The following is a 16,154-nucleotide window of genomic DNA, read 5'->3' as shown; positions in this document are numbered from 1 at the left end:
TTTCGCGCGCGCGGCTTACCGCGTTCCGGGCTACGCATCGGCGCGCGCTTCTGCGGTTGACAGCGGAGCCACCTTCGCATAGCTGGCGGCTCTTTCCCGCGCCGGGCATGCCTGAGCGTGGGACACCGCTGTTTTGAAAGTGATGAGGGCCATGTTCGCAATCGTGCGCACGGGCGGCAAGCAATACCGGGTTGCCGCTGGAGACAAGATCGTCGTCGAGAAGCTCGACGGCGAAGCCGGTTCGTCGATTACGCTCGGCGACATCCTGCTCGCGGGCGAAGGCTCGGAGCTGAAGTCGGTCGAGGGGCTGACGGTCTCCGCCGAAATCATCGCGCAGGCGAAGGCCGAGAAGGTCATCGTCTTCAAGAAGCGTCGTCGTCACAACTATCGCCGCAAGAACGGGCATCGTCAGCAGCACACGATCCTGAAGATCACCGCCATCGGCGGCGAGTCGGCGCAGGCGTAAGGAGTCTCACGAGATGGCACATAAGAAAGCAGGCGGTTCGTCGCGAAACGGTCGTGATTCGGCCGGCCGTCGTCTTGGCGTGAAGAAGTTCGGTGGCGAGATCGCCATTCCGGGCAACATTCTCGTGCGCCAGCGCGGCACCAAATTCTACCCGGGCACCAACGTCGGCATGGGCAAGGATCACACCCTGTTCGCGCTCGTCGAAGGCCGCGTGACCTTCAAGGAAGGCAAGCTCGGCCGCAAGTTCTGCTCGGTGGAAGCGCTGGCGCAAGCCGCCGAATAACGGGCGACCGGCCGGGTCGCCCACCAGGGTGATCCGGGTGTCCGAAAGGATGCCGAAACAAGGGAGACGGGTCGCCCCGGCTCCCTTTTTTCATGCTCCCTCCACGGCGTTGTCGCCCCCATGTCATCCCGGCATGGCAAGGTGACCGCGCGACGACGAGGAGAGTTTTCGAAATGTTCGCCCGGACTCCCAGATTGACGCTGCGCCCCGGCTGGCCGGAAGATGCCGCCGCCGTGACGCAGGCGCTCGCCCATGAGAGCGTCGTGATGAACCTTTCGCGCGTGCCGTGGCCCTACATGCCGGCCGATGCGCGCGATTGGCTGGCGATCCCGCGTGGTTCCACCGACGTGACGCTGCTGATCCACGCGCATGATGGCCCCGCCCCGGGCCGAAGCTGTCCGCGGCTGATCGGCACGATCTCGCTCGATCGCGAAAGGGGCGATGCGCCGGAGCTCGGCTATTGGCTGACGCCGTCCGCCTGGGGACGCGGCTATGCGACCGAAGCCGGACGCGCGGTGCTGCACATGGCGCGCCATTCGCTCGGGCTCAAGCGGCTGCGGGCGCGACATTTCGTGGACAACCCCGCCTCGGGCCGGGTGCTCGGCAAGCTGGGGTTTCATGAGACCGGGCGCGGAACGACCTTCTCACGCGCGCGCGGACGCGAAGTGGCGAGCGTGATGCTCGCGTGCGACCTGGAGGATGCGCGAATCGGGGACCAAGCGCTCAGCCTCGCCGCCTAAACACGTCTCGCGACATCTGACACGCATGATAGCGCAGCGGCCCCGGCCTGCGCCGGGGCGACGGCTATGCTGGCAGCACCGCCGCCGCGTAGTCGCTCTCCGCGCGCGAGATCAGCTTACGGTCGTCGTGCCGCCACGGATGAAAGCCCGGCAGGAAATAGCTGATCCACGCGCCGAGTACCTTACGCACCATGCCGGGGCGCACGAAGGCATAGTGCAGCACGCCGAGATGCGCGCGCAGGCCGGTGATACCATCCTGACGCAGCAGTTCGATGGTGCCGAGGTAGCGACCGCTGAGAAACTTGCGCGTCGTGGTCAGCATCACCAGCGCCTTGACGGCCCAACGCCGCAAACGCGGCCAGTCGCGCGTGGCATGGAGCCATGTGTCATAGGCGACCCCCTTGTGCTCGATCTCCTCGATCGCATGCCAGCGCCACATCGCCGCCGCCTCCAGCTCCGCACCCGCGAGGTGGCGCGGCGCGGCGAGCAGTTCGTGCGCGAGGATCGCGGTGAAATGTTCGAGCGCCATCGTCGCGGCGAGCCGCGCGATCGCCGGCTTGCCCTCGGTCAGCGCGATCGCCTCGTCGACATGCCGGTCGAGCAGAGACACGTCATAGCCCTGATCGGTGACGTGGCGGTTGAACGCGACATGCTCGCGCGTGTGCATCACCTCCTGCTTGATGAAGGCGTTGATCTCGGCGTTCAGACGCGACGGCGTACCGGCGCGAAACGCGCGCACGCTATCGATGAAAAAGCCTTCGCCCTTCGGGAAGGTCACCGACAGCGCGTTGTAGAAGGCGGTCGCGATCGGATCATTGTTCATCCACCAGCGCGCGCGGCGCACGCCCCGGCCAAACCGCAAGTCGCGCGGGGTGATCGTCAGATCGGTAGGCGTGGTTGCTTTCGTCATGGAAACCTCCAGACAGCTTCTGCGGGACAGTGAAATAGGCGTTACTTACAATCGTGTCAATAACACCAAAACGACTAAGCCCCGAACGCTCGCGCGTCGCCGCGATCGAAGCCGCGCGCGATATCCTCATCCACGACGGCCCGCAGGCGGTGACGCTCAAGGCGGTGGCGCAGCGGATCGGGCGCACGCACGCCAATCTGCTCCACCATTTCGGCAGCGCGGGCGGGCTGCAGAGCGCGCTCATCACGCACCTGGCCGACACAATCACCGCACGGATCAGCGACGCCGCCAAACGCGCCCGCGCCGGCGAGGCCGATCCGCGCGAGGTGGTCGATCTGACCTTTGACGCCTTCGCGCAGGGCGCCGGCGCGATGGCGAGTTGGATGATCCTGTCGGGCAATCACGACGCGCTTGATCCGGTGTTGAGCGCGATCCACCGGTTGGTCGATGATCTCGCCGCGGACGAGGCCGATCAGGCGACGCACATCCGCGAGGAGACGCTTCGGCTCGTACTCGTCGCGATGGGCGATGCGCTGCTGGGACCGGCGATGGCCAAGGCGCTCGGGTTGCCACGCGAAACCGCGCGCGGGCTGGCGACCGACGCGTTGGTCGCGGCGCGGGCTACGGCGGTGAAGGGGGCTGGCGGCTGATCCCCAGGCGGCGCGGCAAAGCCGCGCCGTCGGCCCTCGCCCGGTGGCGAGGCCGGCCGGCGCGCTCTGGCCTCGCTTTAGCTGTGCTAAAGCGTTAGAGCGCGCCATGCATTTTCTCGATCAAGCCAAAATCTTCGTCCGTTCGGGCGCGGGCGGCCCCGGCGCCGTCAGCTTCCGGCGCGAGAAGTTCATCGAATATGGCGGCCCCGACGGCGGCAACGGCGGCAAGGGCGGCGACATCATCTTCGAGGCGGTCGCCGGCCTCAACACGCTGATCGACTTCCGCTACACGCAGCATTTCCGTGCGCCGCGCGGCCACGGCGGGTCAGGCAGCAACCGCACCGGTGCGGGCGGCGACGATCTCGTCATCAAAGTGCCGGTCGGCACGCAGATCATGGACGAGGAGCGCGAGGAGGTACTGCTCGACTTCACCCGCGCCGGCCAGCGCGAGGTGTTCCTGCGCGGCGGCGACGGTGGACGCGGCAACGCCAGCTACAAGACCTCGACCAACCGCGCGCCGCGCCAGCACGGCACTGGCTGGCCGTATCAGGAAGCGTGGGTGTGGCTGCGCTTGAAGCTGCTCGCTGACGCCGGGTTGGTCGGGCTGCCCAATGCCGGTAAATCGACCTTCATCAACGCCGTCACCAACGCGCAGGCCAAGGTCGGCGCCTATGCGTTTACGACGACGCGCCCGCAGCTTGGCGTGGTGCGCCACCACAACCGCGAGTTCGTGATCGCCGACATCCCGGGCTTGATTGAAGGCGCGGCGGACGGCGCGGGGATCGGCGACCGCTTCCTCGGCCATATCGAACGCTGCAAGGTGCTGCTCCACCTCGTCGATGCCAATGACGACGATGTCGCGGAGAGCTACCGCATCGTCCGCGACGAGCTGGAAAATTACGGCGGCGGGCTCACCGACAAGCCGGTGGTGGTCGCGCTCAACAAGATAGACACGCTCGACGACGAACTGATCGCGGCGCTGCTCGCCGAACTCGAGGAAGCCAGCGGCGAGGAAGTCATCGCCATCTCGGGCGCCGCCGGCACCGGCACCGACTGGGCGCTCGATCGGCTGCTCGAGGCGATCGGTCCGGAAGCGGCGACGGTCGATGAAGACGACGAGGGCGAGGACTCGATCGAATGGTCGCCGGTTTAAGCGACTCGCGCGCTCTGTTATGAGCGCACCATGCTGTCGCCAGTCGAGTATCCGCTGCTGAGCGCCGAGGATTTCCTCGACATCAATTTGGTGATCGGAAGGCTGAGCTGGATAACGGTGTTATCCGCATGATGGCTGGTGGAACGGCGCGCCACGTGCTGGTGCAAGGGAACATCCTCGTCGCTTTGGCATCACGCCTTCGCGATTCGGACTGCACGCCTTTCACCTCGATAATGGCAGCGCAGACCCACGCCTATTCCGTTCGCTATCCAGACGTAACGATCTACCGCAGCGGCAGCGGTAGAGAGCATGACGATGCGAGAGCGTTCGACGATCCCGTGGCCATTTTCGAGGTGATGTCCGCAGGCACCTCGCGAACTAATCTCATCGTCAAACTGGAAGAGCATACAGCACTCGAAAGTGTCGATACCATCGTTTTCGTGGACATCGCGAGAGAACGTCTCCGCGTTATCCAGCGCACGGGTGTCGGCGCCTGGACGGACGTCGCCTATCGGGAACCGGTCGATCTGGCCCTGCCCTCCGTACGTACTGAACTGACGCATGCCGAGATTTTCGCCCGCTGATTTGGTTGGCGGATCGCCCGCCCCGCGCTAAGCGCCGCCCCGATGCATCTGTTTCCGCCCGCCACCTGCCCGCGCCTGATCGTCAAGATCGGCTCGGCGCTGCTCGTCGATCCCGACGGCGGCGTGCGGCGTGCGTGGCTCGCCGGGATCGTCGCTAACATCGCCGAACGTGCCCGCGCCGGGCAACAGGTCGCGGTGGTGTCGTCGGGCGCGATCGCGCTCGGCGCGCGGCGGCTCGGGCTGCCCAAGGGCGGGCGCGCCAGCCTCGAGGATGCGCAGGCCGCCGCCGCGACGGGGCAGATCGCGCTCAGCCAGGTCTGGGCCGAGACGCTTGGCGCGGAAGGTCTGACCGCCGCGCAAATCCTCGTCACGCTTGACGATCTTGAGGATCGCCGCCGCTATCTCAACGCCGCCGCCACGCTCGACCGGCTGCTCGGCCTCGGCGTGGTGCCGGTGCTCAACGAGAATGACAGCGTCGCGACGGCGGAAATCCGCTTCGGTGACAACGACCGCCTCGCCGCGCGCGTCGCGCAGGCGGCGGGCGCACAGGGCGTCGTGCTGCTCTCCGACATCGACGGACTGTACGATCGCAACCCCGCCCTACCCGGCGCGGCGCACATCGCGCGCGTCGAGCGGATCGACGCGCGCATCGAGGCGATGGCGGATCGCGGCTCCGCCTCGGGCATGGGGTCGGGCGGGATGGTCTCGAAGATCGCCGCCGCGCGCATCGCCAATGCGGCGGGCGCGAACCTCGCGATCGCGAGCGGCCGGATCGAGCAGCCGCTCTCGACGGCGGCGCGCCACACGCTGTTCGTCGCCGAGAAGTCTGCGCCCGCGCGCAAGGCGTGGCTGGCGGGCGGGCTGACCGCGCGCGGCACGATCCATGTCGATGCCGGCGCCGCCAGCGCGCTACGTGGCGGCGCGAGCCTGCTCGCGGCGGGCGCGACCCGTGTCGAGGGCGGTTTTCGACGCGGCGACCTCGTCACGATCTGCGCCGACGATGGCCGCACCCTGGCGCGCGGACTCGCCGAATATGATGCCGACGAGGCGGAACGGATCACCGGCAAGCGCAGCGGCGAACTTGCCGACATCCTCGGCTACGCGCCCCGCGCCGCGCTGGTCCATCGCAACCACATGGCGCTGTTGTGAGCGCCCGCCACGCACGCAACCTGCTCCCCTCCCTGGAAGGGAGCGGCACCGCGCGAGACGCGACCGCAGCGTTCCCCAGGAACCCCTCGCAATGACCACGCTCGCCATCACCGGCGGCACCGGCTTCGTCGGCAAGCGGCTGATCGCACAGGCGCTCGCCGCCGGCTATCAGGTCCGCGCGCTCACCCGCCGCACGCAGCCGCCGCGCGACGGCGTGACCTGGATCGCCGGCGCGCTCGACGATGCGCCGGCGCTCGCCGAGATAGTCGCCGGCGCGGATGTCGTCATCCACGTCGCCGGGGTCGTCAACACGCCGACGCGGGCGGGATTTATCGCAGGCAACATCACCGGCACGCAGGCGGTGGTGGATGCCGCGCGCGCAGCCGGCGTGCGCCGCTTCGTCCACGTCTCCTCGCTCGCCGCGCGCGAGCCGGCGCTTTCCACCTACGGCTGGTCGAAGCACGGCGCGGAGGAGGTGGTCGCCGCCTCCGGTCTCGACTGGACGATGGTGCGCCCCTCCGGCGTGTTCGGCCCCGGCGACACCGACTGGCTCGATATGTTCCGCGCGGCCAAGCACGGGCTCGCGCTGCTGCCGCCGCCCGGCAAGCTCGCGGTGATCCATGTCGACGATCTCGCCCGGCTGCTGCTCGCGGTGGTCGCGACCAACCCCGGCCCGGTCATCTACGAAGCCGATGACGGCCGCCCCGGCGGCTGGACGCACCGCGCGTTCGCACGTGCGATCGGCGCGGCGGTCGGCCGGCGCGTGCTGGCGATCGACCTGCCCAAGCCGGTGATGCTCGCCGCCGCGCGCATCGACCGGCTGATGCGTGGCGACAAGGCCAAGCTCACCCGCGACCGGGTCGGCTATTTCTGCCATTCCGACTGGACGATCGATCCGGCCCGCGCGCCCGATCCCGCGCTGTGGCGCGCACAAATTCCGACTGAGGAAGGTCTCGCCGCGACGGCGGCATGGTATCGCGACCACAGCCTGCTATAGAATCGTCCGAATGCCGCCGCATTTGCTTGGCAACGATCGTGCGGCCCCACTCCCGAAGGATTTCCATGAGCGACCGCGCCACCGTTTTCGAAACCGTTACCCGCCAGATCGAACCGTTCAACAAGAAGCAGGTCGCGCTGACCGAGGCGACCACCTTCCAAGGCGATCTCGAGTGGGACAGCTTGACGGTGATGGATTTCGTCGCCGCGATCGAGGACGAGTTCGACATCATCATCACCATGAACATGCAGGCCGAGATCGAGACGATCGGCCAGCTCGTCGATGCCGTGATGAGCCTCAAGGCCTGATCCCAACCTCCGTTCGTCCCGAGCGAAGTCGAGGGACGCGAACGGTCTAGGAATGAATGACATGACCGAAGCCGCTGCCACCGCCGACGCCCTGCCCGCCTCGCCCACCGAGGTTGCGCCGGAACGCGACCTGTTTTCCAAGTTCGACGCGCTGATCGCCGAGCGCGAGGCGCTGATGGCGACTGGCGTGCGCGATCCGTTCGCGATCGTGATGGACGAGGTGAAATCGCCCACGCTCGCGGTCATCAAGGGCAAGGAGACGATCCTGCTCGGAACCTACAATTACATGGGCATGACGTTCGATCCGGACGTCGTGCGTGCCGGCAAGGACGCGCTCGACGCGTTCGGATCGGGCACCACAGGCAGCCGCGTGCTCAACGGCACCTATTCGCCGCACAAGGATTGCGAGGAGGCGCTCAAGGAGTTTTACGGCACATCCCACGCGATGGTGTTCTCGACCGGATATCAGGCCAATCTCGGCATGATCTCGACGCTCGCCGGCAAGGGCGAATATGTCATCCTCGACGCAGACAGCCACGCCTCGATCTACGATGGCTGCGCGCTCGGCAATGCCGAGATCGTGCGCTTCCGCCACAATTCGGTCGAGGATCTCGACAAGCGGCTCGGGCGCCTGCCGAAGGAGCCGGGCAAGCTCGTCGTGCTCGAAGGCGTCTATTCGATGCTCGGCGATATCGCGCCGCTGCCCGAAATGGTCGCGGTCGCCAAGAAGCACGGCGCGATGGTGCTGGTCGACGAGGCGCACGGCATGGGCTTCTTCGGCCCCAACGGGCGCGGCGTGTACGAGGAACAGGGCGTCGAGGATCAGGTGGATTTCGTCGTCGGCACCTTCTCCAAGTCGGTCGGCACGGTCGGCGGGTTCTGCGCGTCGAACCATCCCAAGTTCGACGTGATGCGGCTGGTGTGCCGCCCCTATGTCTTCACCGCCTCGCTGCCGCCTTCGGTGGTGGCGACTGCGGCGACCTCGATCCGCAAGCTGATGCACGCCGGCGAGAAGCGCGCGCATCTGTGGGCGAATTCGAAGCGGCTCCACGGCGGGCTCAAGGAGATGGGCTACACGCTCGGCACCGACACGCCGCAATCGGCGATCATCGCGGTGATCCTCAAGGATCAGACCCAAGCGGTCGCCCTGTGGCAGTCGCTGCTCGAGGGTGGCCTGTACGTCAACATGGCGCGGCCGCCCGCAACGCCGGCCGGTACATATCTGCTGCGCTGCTCGCTCTGCGCGGAGCATAGCGCCGCGCAGGTCGAGACGATCCTCGCCATGTTCAAGGCGTCGGGCCAGGCGGTGGGCGCGATCGATTAACGGAACGTCGCGCCTTTCCTCGATTCCCGCACCATAGTAACATGACCGCCATGAGCGGGACCGAGGGCGACGCGGCGGCGGAACGGGGGGCGGAGCACACCTTCGGCGCGGCATGGCGGACCATCATGCTGGGCATGATGGCGCTGTTGGGCGTGTCCGTGCTCATCGCACTGATTCTCACGCTGTCGGGCGCCAACCGCCAGCGCGACGAAGCGCAGCAGCGCGAGCGGCATAGCTATGAGGTGATGATCCTCACGCGGACGCTCGCGGGCACGATCGCCGACGCGGAGGCGGCGCTCGGCCGCTACGTCATAAGCGGCGACCGCGTGCTCGGCGCGCGCTATGCGGAGCGATGGCAGATCGCCGGCTCGCAGATCGACAAGCTGCGGCGCGACACCGCCGACAACCCCGAACAGGCGCGCGCGATCGCCGGCCTCGCCCAGGCATATGATGCGCGCGGCGCCGAACTCGAACTGATCGCGCTGAGCACACGCTACAAGAAGAACACGCAGGCGCTCGGTCTATATTACCGTGCCGGCACCTCGCCCCGCCTCGCCCGGATCAACGCGCTGCTGAACGAGATTTCGGCGCGGGAACATGCGCTGCTCGACCGGCGCACCGCCGGCGCGATCGCGGCGGTCGCGCATTCGAACGATGTCGCGAAAGTGCTGGCGGTGTTCGGTGTGTTGATCGTCATCGGCGCGATCCTGCTCGGCTGGATGATGGTGCAGGCGCTGCGTTCCGAAGCGATCGCGCATGCCGAGACCGCCGCCGAACGCGCGCGCGCCGAAGACCTGAGCGCCGCCGTCGCCGCCGCGGCCGCCGAACTCCGCGCGCAGGAAGCGCAACTCCGCCAGATTCAGAAAATGGAGGCGATCGGCCAGCTCACCGGCGGCATCGCGCACGATTTCAACAATATGCTCGCAGTGGTGCTCGGCGGGCTCGAACTGGCGCGACGGCAGATCGCGCTCGATCCGGCCGCCGCCAACCGCCATATCGACAGCGCGACCGAGGGCGCGAAACGCGCTGCCGAACTGACCCGGCGGCTGCTCGCCTTCTCGCGCGAAGACGCGCTGAACACCGAGCCGGTCGAGCCGGGAGCGCTGGTCGCTGGCATGTCGGACCTGCTCGACCGCACGCTGGGCGACACCATCACGGTGACGGTGCGCGACGCGGGCAGCGGCTGGCATACGCGGGTCGACAAGCACCAGCTCGAAAACGTCATCCTCAATCTTGCGGTCAACGCGCGCGACGCGATGGAAGGGCGCGGCCAGCTCACCATCACCACGGCGGGGACCGCGCTGTCGCAGGGCGCGGTAGGCGCGTGTCCGGCGGGCGAATATGTCAGCATCGCTGTCTCCGACACCGGCAGCGGCATGACGCCCGAGGTGATGGAGCGCGTGTTCGAGCCGTTCTTCACCACCAAGCCGGTCGGCAAGGGCACCGGCCTCGGCTTGAGCCAGGTGTTCAGCTTCGTTCGCCAAGCGGAGGGCGAGGTCGCTTTGCGCTCGGCACCCGGCGAAGGAACCACGGTGACGCTGTACCTGCCGCGTCATGCCGACGCGGCCGCGCCCGCCCCGCCCGCCCCCGCGCTCCCTGTCGGCATGACACCCGCAGCGCGCGATATCCTGGTCGTCGAGGATGATCCGCGCGTGCTTGCCGCGACGATGGGCGCGCTGGAGGAACTCGGCCACCGCGCGGTCGCCTGCGGCGACCCCCTCGCCGCGCCGGCATTGCTCGCCGCCAACCCTGGCGTGACCATGGTGATTTCCGACGTGCTGATGCCGGGCCAGACCGGGCCGGAGATGGTCGCCGCGCTGTTGCTGCGCCGGCCCGATCTTGCCGTATTGTTCGTTACGGGATTCGCCGGCGATGCCGCCGAGGCCGAGTTCGGCGGCCATGTCGTGCTGCGCAAGCCGTTCACCATCGCCGGGCTGGAAGCCGCGATTCACGATGCGGCCGCTACGCCGGGCGGCATCGAGGACCACATCGCCGCGGAATGATTTCGTAGCTGACGCGCGCGGTATAGGCCGATATAGCCCGCGCTTCGGTCTCCAACTCCCCAGACCGCCCCAAGCAGAAGGCCGCCAAAGCCCGCCCATGAAGTCCATCGACCGTTACATGGCCCGGCTGATCGCTGTGCCGCTGTTCTCGACCCTGATCATCTCGGCGATGCTGCTGGTGCTCGACCGGATGCTGCGCCTGTTCGATTTCGTCGCGACCGAGGGCGGGCCGATCAGCGTGGTGTGGCGGATGCTCGCCAACCTGCTGCCCGAATATCTCGGGCTCGGCATTCCGATCGGGCTGCTGCTCGGCGTGCTGCTCGCCTTCCGGCGGCTCGCCACGTCGTCCGAGCTCGACGTGATGCGCGCGGTCGGCATGAGCTATCCGCGTCTGCTCTACGTGCCCTTCCTGTACGCGGCGGCGCTGGCGGCGGTGAATCTCGCGATCGTGGGCTTCATCCAGCCGGATGCGCGCTATTCCTATGAGAAGCTGCGCTTCGAGCTGCGCACCGGCGCGCTCGGCGCCTCGATCAAGGTCGGCGAGTTCACCCACTTCCCTAACGGCGGCACGGTGCGGATCGAGCACAGCCGCGACAACGGTCGCAAGCTCTCGGGCATCTTCGTGCAATATGCCGACAAGAAGGGCGACTGGTACGCCGTGACCGCGCAGAGCGGGCAGTTCCTCGCCACCGACAACCCGGACGAGATCATCTTCCGGCTGACCAAGGGCACGCTCGTCAACAAGGCGCCCAATTTCGCGACGCCGCGCGTGCTGACCTTCACCTCACACGACCTGCCGATCGCGCTGCCCAAATACGAGAGCTTCCGTACCCAGGGCAGCAGCAACCTGGAGATGACGTTGCCGACGCTCGCGCGGCTTGGCCACGACCACCATGCCGACAAGGAAACCCGCGACACGAGCCGCGCCGCATTCCACTTCCGCATCGTCGAGGTCTGTACGATGTTCCTGTTGCCGATGCTCGGCCTCGCGCTCGGCGTGCCGCCGAAGCGATCGTCCTCGGCGATCGGCGTGTTCCTCGGCATCATCATGATCGTGGCGTATCATAAGGTGAACGAATACGGCATGGCGGTCGGCGGTCTCGGCAGGATCGACCCGATCATCGCCTTGTGGGTGCCCTTCGCCGTGTTCGCCAGCCTAGTGCTGTGGATGTTCTACACGATCGCGTTCGTCCCCGGCGGGCAGCCGATCGGCGCGCTGGAACGCGCCGCATCCAAGGCGGCCAAGGCGATCGGCCGGCTGTTGCCGCGCCGCGGCCGGGAGGCGCGGGCATGACGGCAATGTTCCCGTCGCGCACCGTCGCGTTCTACATGGCGAGGATGTTCCTGATCCGCACTTTCGCCATCCTCGGCGTGCTGGTGCTGGTGCTGCAATCGCTCGACCTGCTCACCGAATCGGGCAAGATCCTCGCCTATGCCGGCAATGGCGACGCGCAAATCTGGCATTACGTCGGCCTGCGCGTGCCGCAGATCATTTCGACCTTCCTGCCCTATTCGGTGCTGCTCGGCGCGATCATCACGCTGACGACGCTCAACCAGAACAGCGAGGTCATCGCGCTCAAGGCGTCGGGCTTGTCGGCGCACCAGATCCTCGCGCCGCTGATCGTGGCGAGCTTCGGCGTCGCGCTGCTGTCGTTCAGCTTCAACGATCGCATTGTCGCGCGCGCCACCGCGACGCTCGATCAGTGGCAGAAGGTCAATTACGGTCCGCTGCCGATCGACCGGGGCGACCGGTCCGACGTGTGGGTGCGTGACGGCGACGATCTCATCCAGGTCGACCAGATCAAAGGACGCGGCGACGCGGCGATCCTGGGCGGCGTGACCCTGTTCGACCGCGAGGGCGGCTCGCTCAGCACGATCACCAAGGCGCCGCATGGCAAGCGCGAGGGGGACGGCTGGCGGATCTGGCCGGCGACGCGGTTCGATCTCGCCGCCGACAAGGTCACACAGGCCGGCTCGATCGTGATCGGCCGCGGCGTGCGCCCCGATCAATTCTCGCTGTCGAGCGTCGATGCGGACGGGCTGTCATTTAGCGATCTTCGCTCCGCGATCGCCGACCTCGCCGCCGCCGGACGGCCGACCGCTTCGCTGGAAGGCACGCTCTGGCACAAGCTGTCGGGGCCGCTGTCCGCGATGCTGATGCCGCTGCTCGGCGCGGTCGCCGCGTTCGGCATCGCGCGATCGGGCAAGCTGTTCATCCGCGCGGTGATCGGCATGGGGCTCGGCTTCCTGTATTTCGTCGCCGACAATTTCGCGCTGGCAATGGGCAATCTCGGCGCCTACCCGCCATTCCTCGCCGCGTGGGGCGCGTTCCTGCTGTTCCTGATGATTGGCGAGACCGTGCTGATCCGCACCGAGGAGTGACGCGCATGCTACTGATCGCCGGCACGATCCGCCTGCCCGCCGAAAACGTCGCCGCCGCGCGCGACGCGATCGCCGCTGTGGTCACGGCCACCCGCGCCGAGGACGGTTGCCTCGAATATCGCTTCGCCGAGGACGTGCTCGATCCCGGCCTGATCCACATCACCGAGCGCTGGCGTGATCGCGCCGCGCTCGACGCGCATTTCGGCACGCCGCACATCGCGGCATGGCGCGCGGCGGGCGCGGCGCTCGGGATCGGCGGCCGCGCGCTGATGCTGTACGAGGTGGGCGCGGGCGAAGCTATCTAAGAGCGTTCCCCCTCGGTAGAGCGGGCCCGCGCGCTTAGCGAAGCCTGGTCGTGCTACGCACCAGCCGCGCGACCAGCGGCGCGAGGCCGGGATGGTTGCCGTCGTGATAGGGCGAGGCGGTGTCCAGCGTCGCGACGAGCCGGCGATGCGCCTCGCCCAGCGCGTGATACGGCACGCTCGGCACGAGGTGGTGGAGCGCGTGGTAGCGCAGGCCCACCGGTGCCCAGAGGAACGGCAGATAGCTTGGCGGCGGCACGTTGACGCTGTCGAGATATTGCGCGGTGACGCTCATCGGCTCGCCTTCATTCTCCCACAAATGCGCGACCAAGGTGCGGATCTGGTTGAGCAGCGTCGAGACGGCGTAGATGCCGAGGAAGATCGCGGCGGCGCGCAGCGGAATCACGCCGCTCGCCACCAGAGCAACCAAAGCGATCGCCCAGACGCTGGTCGCGCCCTCCAGCCACAGCCAGCGGGTGCGCAGCTCGCCCTCGGGGGGACGGCGGCGGAAGGCGGGGTTGATTGCCAGCGACGACGCCTGCTCGACCAGCCAGGTCCGCACCTGCGGGATCACCAGCGAGAGCGGCACCAGCACAGCATAGCGCACGACGAGAGCGATCGGGGCGAGCAGCGCGGTCAGCACGAACAGCGGCAGGGTCCACGGCTTCATCAGCGCGAGCGGCAGATATTCGGGATCCTCGACCGTACCATAGCGCGTGCGGGTGTGGTGGATGGTGTGCACGCCTTCGTACATGAAGGACGGCACCATCATCGGAATGCCAAACAGCAGGTTCCAGCCCAGGCGGAAGCCGGGCACCGCGCTCGGCTTCATATGGGTGATCTCGTGGATGAAGCTGCCGGCGCGATAGAGCGCGAGCGCGGCGACGGCCCCGGCGAGGACCGCCCAGGGCGACACCCACAGCATCGCCACCGCGAGTGCGGCATAGCCTGTCACCGCCGAGGCGAGGAAATCCACCCAGTAGATCGTCGGATTGGGTGTATGCAGATCCCGCGTCAGTTCGGCGGCGGCGCGCAACATCGCCTTGTCATCGGCCTTGCGGTCGATCGGCGCGCGCGCGGCGACGCCGGTGTCGGCGGTGCTGCGCCGGGCGAAGGTCATGCTCGTCATGGGGCTTTCCATTGCCCTAACATAGTGGCCGCATGGTGGCAGTAACAGGAGGGCAAATTGTCCAACGCCGGGCGTGCCACCAAACACTCGCGCCCTTACGCCTGCAACACGTAACCGCTTGACGCGCCGCGCGCGCTGCGGCTTGTGCGCTGCGCGCGACGGAGTGCGCGACGCTTAGCGAGAGGCTTATCCACCGTGGCGACTCAAGATTTCACGATCCGGCCAATCGAGAGCAAGGCCGATCGCAAGAAGTTCATCGAACTGCCGTTCCGGCTCTATGCCAACGATCCGAACTGGGTGCCGCCGCTGAAAGGTGAAGCGCTCGGGCTGGTCACCCCCGAAAAGAACGGCTGGTTCAGCCACGCCAAGGCGCAACTGTTCCTCGCCGAGCGGAACGGCGCGGTGGTGGGGCGGGTTTCGGCGCATATCGACACGCTCGCGCTGGAGATGCCGAACGATCAGGGGTTCGGCCCCGGCTGCGGACAGTTCGGCCTGCTCGACGCCGAGGACGGGGTGATCGCCGCCGCGCTCATCAAGACCGCCGAGGCGTGGCTGCGCGGCCAGGGCATGAACCGCGTGCTCGGGCCGATCAGCATGTCGATCTGGGAAGAACCCGGATTGCTGATCGAGGGCTATGACCATCCGCCGACGATCATGATGGGCCATGCGAAGCCCGAATATCGCGGCTGGATCGAGGGCGCGGGGTACCGTCCGGTCAAGCAATTGCTGACCTACGAACTGGACATCACCAAGCAATTTCCCCCGATCGTCCAGCGCATCATCGCATCGGGCGAGAAAAATCCGCGCATCGTCATACGCGAGGTGAACAAGAAGAAGTTCGACGAGGAAGCGGCGATCATCCTCGCCATCCTCAACGATGCATGGTCGGACAATTGGGGCTTCGTTCCGCTCACCCCGCCCGAGATCAAGGACGTCGGCGTCAAGCTCAAGCCGATCGTGTTCAACGACCTGATCCGCATCGCCGAGCTCGACGGCCGGCCGGTCGCGTTCATGATCACGCTCCCAGATCTCAACGAGGCGATCATGCCCTTCAAGGGCAATCTGTTCCCGTTCAACGTGCTCAAACTGCTGTGGTGGCTGCGCAAGCCCAAGGTGAAGACGATGCGCGTGCCGCTGATGGGCGTGGTAAAGGAATTGCAGGCATCGCGCATGGCGAGCCAGTTGGCGTTCATGATGATCGAATATATCCGCCGCACATCGGTCGCGAATTATGGCGCGACGCGCGGCGAAATCGGCTGGATCCTTGACGACAATCAGGGGATGCGCTCGATCGCCGAGACGATCAATTGCGACATCAACAAAGTGTATCAGGTGTACGAAAAGGCGCTCTGAACGCGGGAGACGCGGCGCGCGGGGTGTTCCGCGCGCCGCAGCGCCCCCGTTCGGGTTCAGTTCTTCTCGAGCGGGTCGCGGCCGGTCAGGTCGATCCAGTCCTTGCGCGTGTGGCAAACCTTGCGCGGGATGATCGAGCCGGTGATCGTATCGACGACACAGTAGCGGGTCTCGCGCTTGGCGGGCGCGGCGGCGATCGGCGCGGTATTGGCCTCGATGCGCGCGCCGTCCGGGGTGCCGGCGGGAGTGGCGATCGACGGGGTCGCGAGCAGCGCGGTCGAGGCGGCGGCGGCGAACAGGGCGGTCTTGAACATGGCGTAATCTCCGATGGTGAGCGGCTCGTTGCGCCGCGCCAACGGTATTGCATCCACCGTGCCAACTTATTTTATACCGCTAAAACAATGACATGATCCGATCGATC

General features: G+C 67.1%; 18 protein-coding genes. 15 read left to right on the top strand and 3 right to left on the bottom strand.

The genetic code is table 11. From position 1 onward, the window contains the following. Window positions 1-151 precede the first annotated feature (151 nt). The 3 genes from rplU (at window position 152) to PX554_RS17055 (ending at window position 1,489) form a co-directional block, all read left to right on the top strand. The gene (gene rplU, locus PX554_RS17065; protein ID WP_069204590.1) at window positions 152-466 is read left to right on the top strand and encodes a 50S ribosomal protein L21; all 315 of its coding nucleotides are present in this window, start codon (window positions 152-154) and stop codon (window positions 464-466) included. A 13-nt stretch (window positions 467-479) separates the two neighbouring features. Then, window positions 480-749 carry a 50S ribosomal protein L27 gene (rpmA, locus tag PX554_RS17060; protein WP_093224571.1) on the top strand — a complete coding sequence of 90 codons (270 nt, stop codon included), beginning with the start codon at window positions 480-482 and terminating at the stop codon, window positions 747-749. A 173-nt stretch (window positions 750-922) separates the two neighbouring features. Next, on the top strand, window positions 923-1,489 hold the full coding sequence (locus PX554_RS17055; protein WP_176787166.1) for a GNAT family N-acetyltransferase: 567 nt from the start codon (window positions 923-925) through the stop codon (window positions 1,487-1,489). Between the two features lie 64 nt (window positions 1,490-1,553). Here the strand turns inward: PX554_RS17055 and PX554_RS17050 are convergent, their stop codons facing one another. Beyond that, complete coding sequence (locus PX554_RS17050; RefSeq protein ID WP_093224568.1) at window positions 1,554-2,399, bottom strand: metal-dependent hydrolase; 846 nt, start codon at window positions 2,397-2,399, stop codon at window positions 1,554-1,556. A 53-nt stretch (window positions 2,400-2,452) separates the two neighbouring features. Here PX554_RS17050 and PX554_RS17045 point away from each other — a divergent pair, with 53 nt between their 5' ends. From PX554_RS17045 to PX554_RS16995, 11 genes are all read left to right on the top strand, one after another. Next, window positions 2,453-3,049 carry a TetR family transcriptional regulator gene (locus tag PX554_RS17045; protein ID WP_093224567.1) on the top strand — a complete coding sequence of 199 codons (597 nt, stop codon included), beginning with the start codon at window positions 2,453-2,455 and terminating at the stop codon, window positions 3,047-3,049. Window positions 3,050-3,155: 106 nt separating this feature from the next. Further along, window positions 3,156-4,202 carry a GTPase ObgE gene (gene obgE, locus PX554_RS17040; RefSeq protein ID WP_275503779.1) on the top strand — a complete coding sequence of 349 codons (1,047 nt, stop codon included), beginning with the start codon at window positions 3,156-3,158 and terminating at the stop codon, window positions 4,200-4,202. 128 nt (window positions 4,203-4,330) lie between these two features. Then, window positions 4,331-4,786 (top strand): Uma2 family endonuclease, encoded by a 456-nt coding sequence (locus tag PX554_RS17035; protein WP_275503778.1) that lies wholly within the window; start codon window positions 4,331-4,333, stop codon window positions 4,784-4,786. A gap of 42 nt (window positions 4,787-4,828) precedes the next feature. Beyond that, the gene (gene proB, locus PX554_RS17030; protein ID WP_275503777.1) at window positions 4,829-5,935 is read left to right on the top strand and encodes a glutamate 5-kinase; all 1,107 of its coding nucleotides are present in this window, start codon (window positions 4,829-4,831) and stop codon (window positions 5,933-5,935) included. Between the two features lie 91 nt (window positions 5,936-6,026). Beyond that, a complete protein-coding gene (locus PX554_RS17025; protein WP_275503776.1) occupies window positions 6,027-6,932 on the top strand; it encodes an NAD-dependent epimerase/dehydratase family protein in 906 nt (301 codons plus the stop codon). Between the two features lie 65 nt (window positions 6,933-6,997). Further along, the gene (locus PX554_RS17020) at window positions 6,998-7,240 is read left to right on the top strand and encodes an acyl carrier protein (RefSeq protein WP_093224561.1); all 243 of its coding nucleotides are present in this window, start codon (window positions 6,998-7,000) and stop codon (window positions 7,238-7,240) included. Between the two features lie 61 nt (window positions 7,241-7,301). Beyond that, window positions 7,302-8,564 carry a serine palmitoyltransferase gene (gene spt, locus PX554_RS17015; RefSeq protein WP_275503775.1) on the top strand — a complete coding sequence of 421 codons (1,263 nt, stop codon included), beginning with the start codon at window positions 7,302-7,304 and terminating at the stop codon, window positions 8,562-8,564. 50 nt (window positions 8,565-8,614) lie between these two features. Further along, entirely contained in the window at window positions 8,615-10,567 is a 1,953-nt protein-coding gene (locus PX554_RS17010) for an ATP-binding protein (RefSeq protein WP_275503774.1), read from the top strand. 97 nt (window positions 10,568-10,664) lie between these two features. Continuing rightward, window positions 10,665-11,861, top strand: a complete 1,197-nt coding sequence (gene lptF / locus PX554_RS17005; protein WP_275503773.1) for an LPS export ABC transporter permease LptF — start codon at window positions 10,665-10,667, stop codon at window positions 11,859-11,861. Continuing rightward, window positions 11,858-12,949: an LPS export ABC transporter permease LptG gene (lptG, locus tag PX554_RS17000; RefSeq protein ID WP_093224558.1), complete on the top strand. Its 1,092-nt coding sequence runs from the start codon at window positions 11,858-11,860 to the stop codon at window positions 12,947-12,949. The genes lptF and lptG overlap by 4 nt, the downstream gene beginning before the upstream one ends. A gap of 5 nt (window positions 12,950-12,954) precedes the next feature. Further along, complete coding sequence (locus PX554_RS16995) at window positions 12,955-13,254, top strand: putative quinol monooxygenase (protein WP_275503768.1); 300 nt, start codon at window positions 12,955-12,957, stop codon at window positions 13,252-13,254. Between the two features lie 34 nt (window positions 13,255-13,288). On the opposite strand, the gene PX554_RS16990 is transcribed toward PX554_RS16995, so the two are convergent. Beyond that, window positions 13,289-14,380: a fatty acid desaturase family protein gene (locus PX554_RS16990; protein ID WP_275503765.1), complete on the bottom strand. Its 1,092-nt coding sequence runs from the start codon at window positions 14,378-14,380 to the stop codon at window positions 13,289-13,291. A gap of 195 nt (window positions 14,381-14,575) precedes the next feature. On the opposite strand from PX554_RS16990, the gene PX554_RS16985 reads away from it, so the two are divergent. After that, window positions 14,576-15,733: an N-acetyltransferase gene (locus PX554_RS16985; protein WP_275503764.1), complete on the top strand. Its 1,158-nt coding sequence runs from the start codon at window positions 14,576-14,578 to the stop codon at window positions 15,731-15,733. Window positions 15,734-15,789: 56 nt separating this feature from the next. Here the strand turns inward: PX554_RS16985 and PX554_RS16980 are convergent, their stop codons facing one another. After that, on the bottom strand, window positions 15,790-16,047 hold the full coding sequence (locus PX554_RS16980) for a hypothetical protein (protein WP_275503762.1): 258 nt from the start codon (window positions 16,045-16,047) through the stop codon (window positions 15,790-15,792). Window positions 16,048-16,154: the final 107 nt, after the last annotated feature.

The organism is Sphingomonas pollutisoli, assembly GCF_029167165.1.
GTDB lineage: Bacteria > Pseudomonadota > Alphaproteobacteria > Sphingomonadales > Sphingomonadaceae > Sphingomonas > Sphingomonas pollutisoli.
The sequence above is the reverse complement of the archived record's forward strand: the minus strand, read 5'-3'. Positions and strand labels throughout refer to the sequence as shown.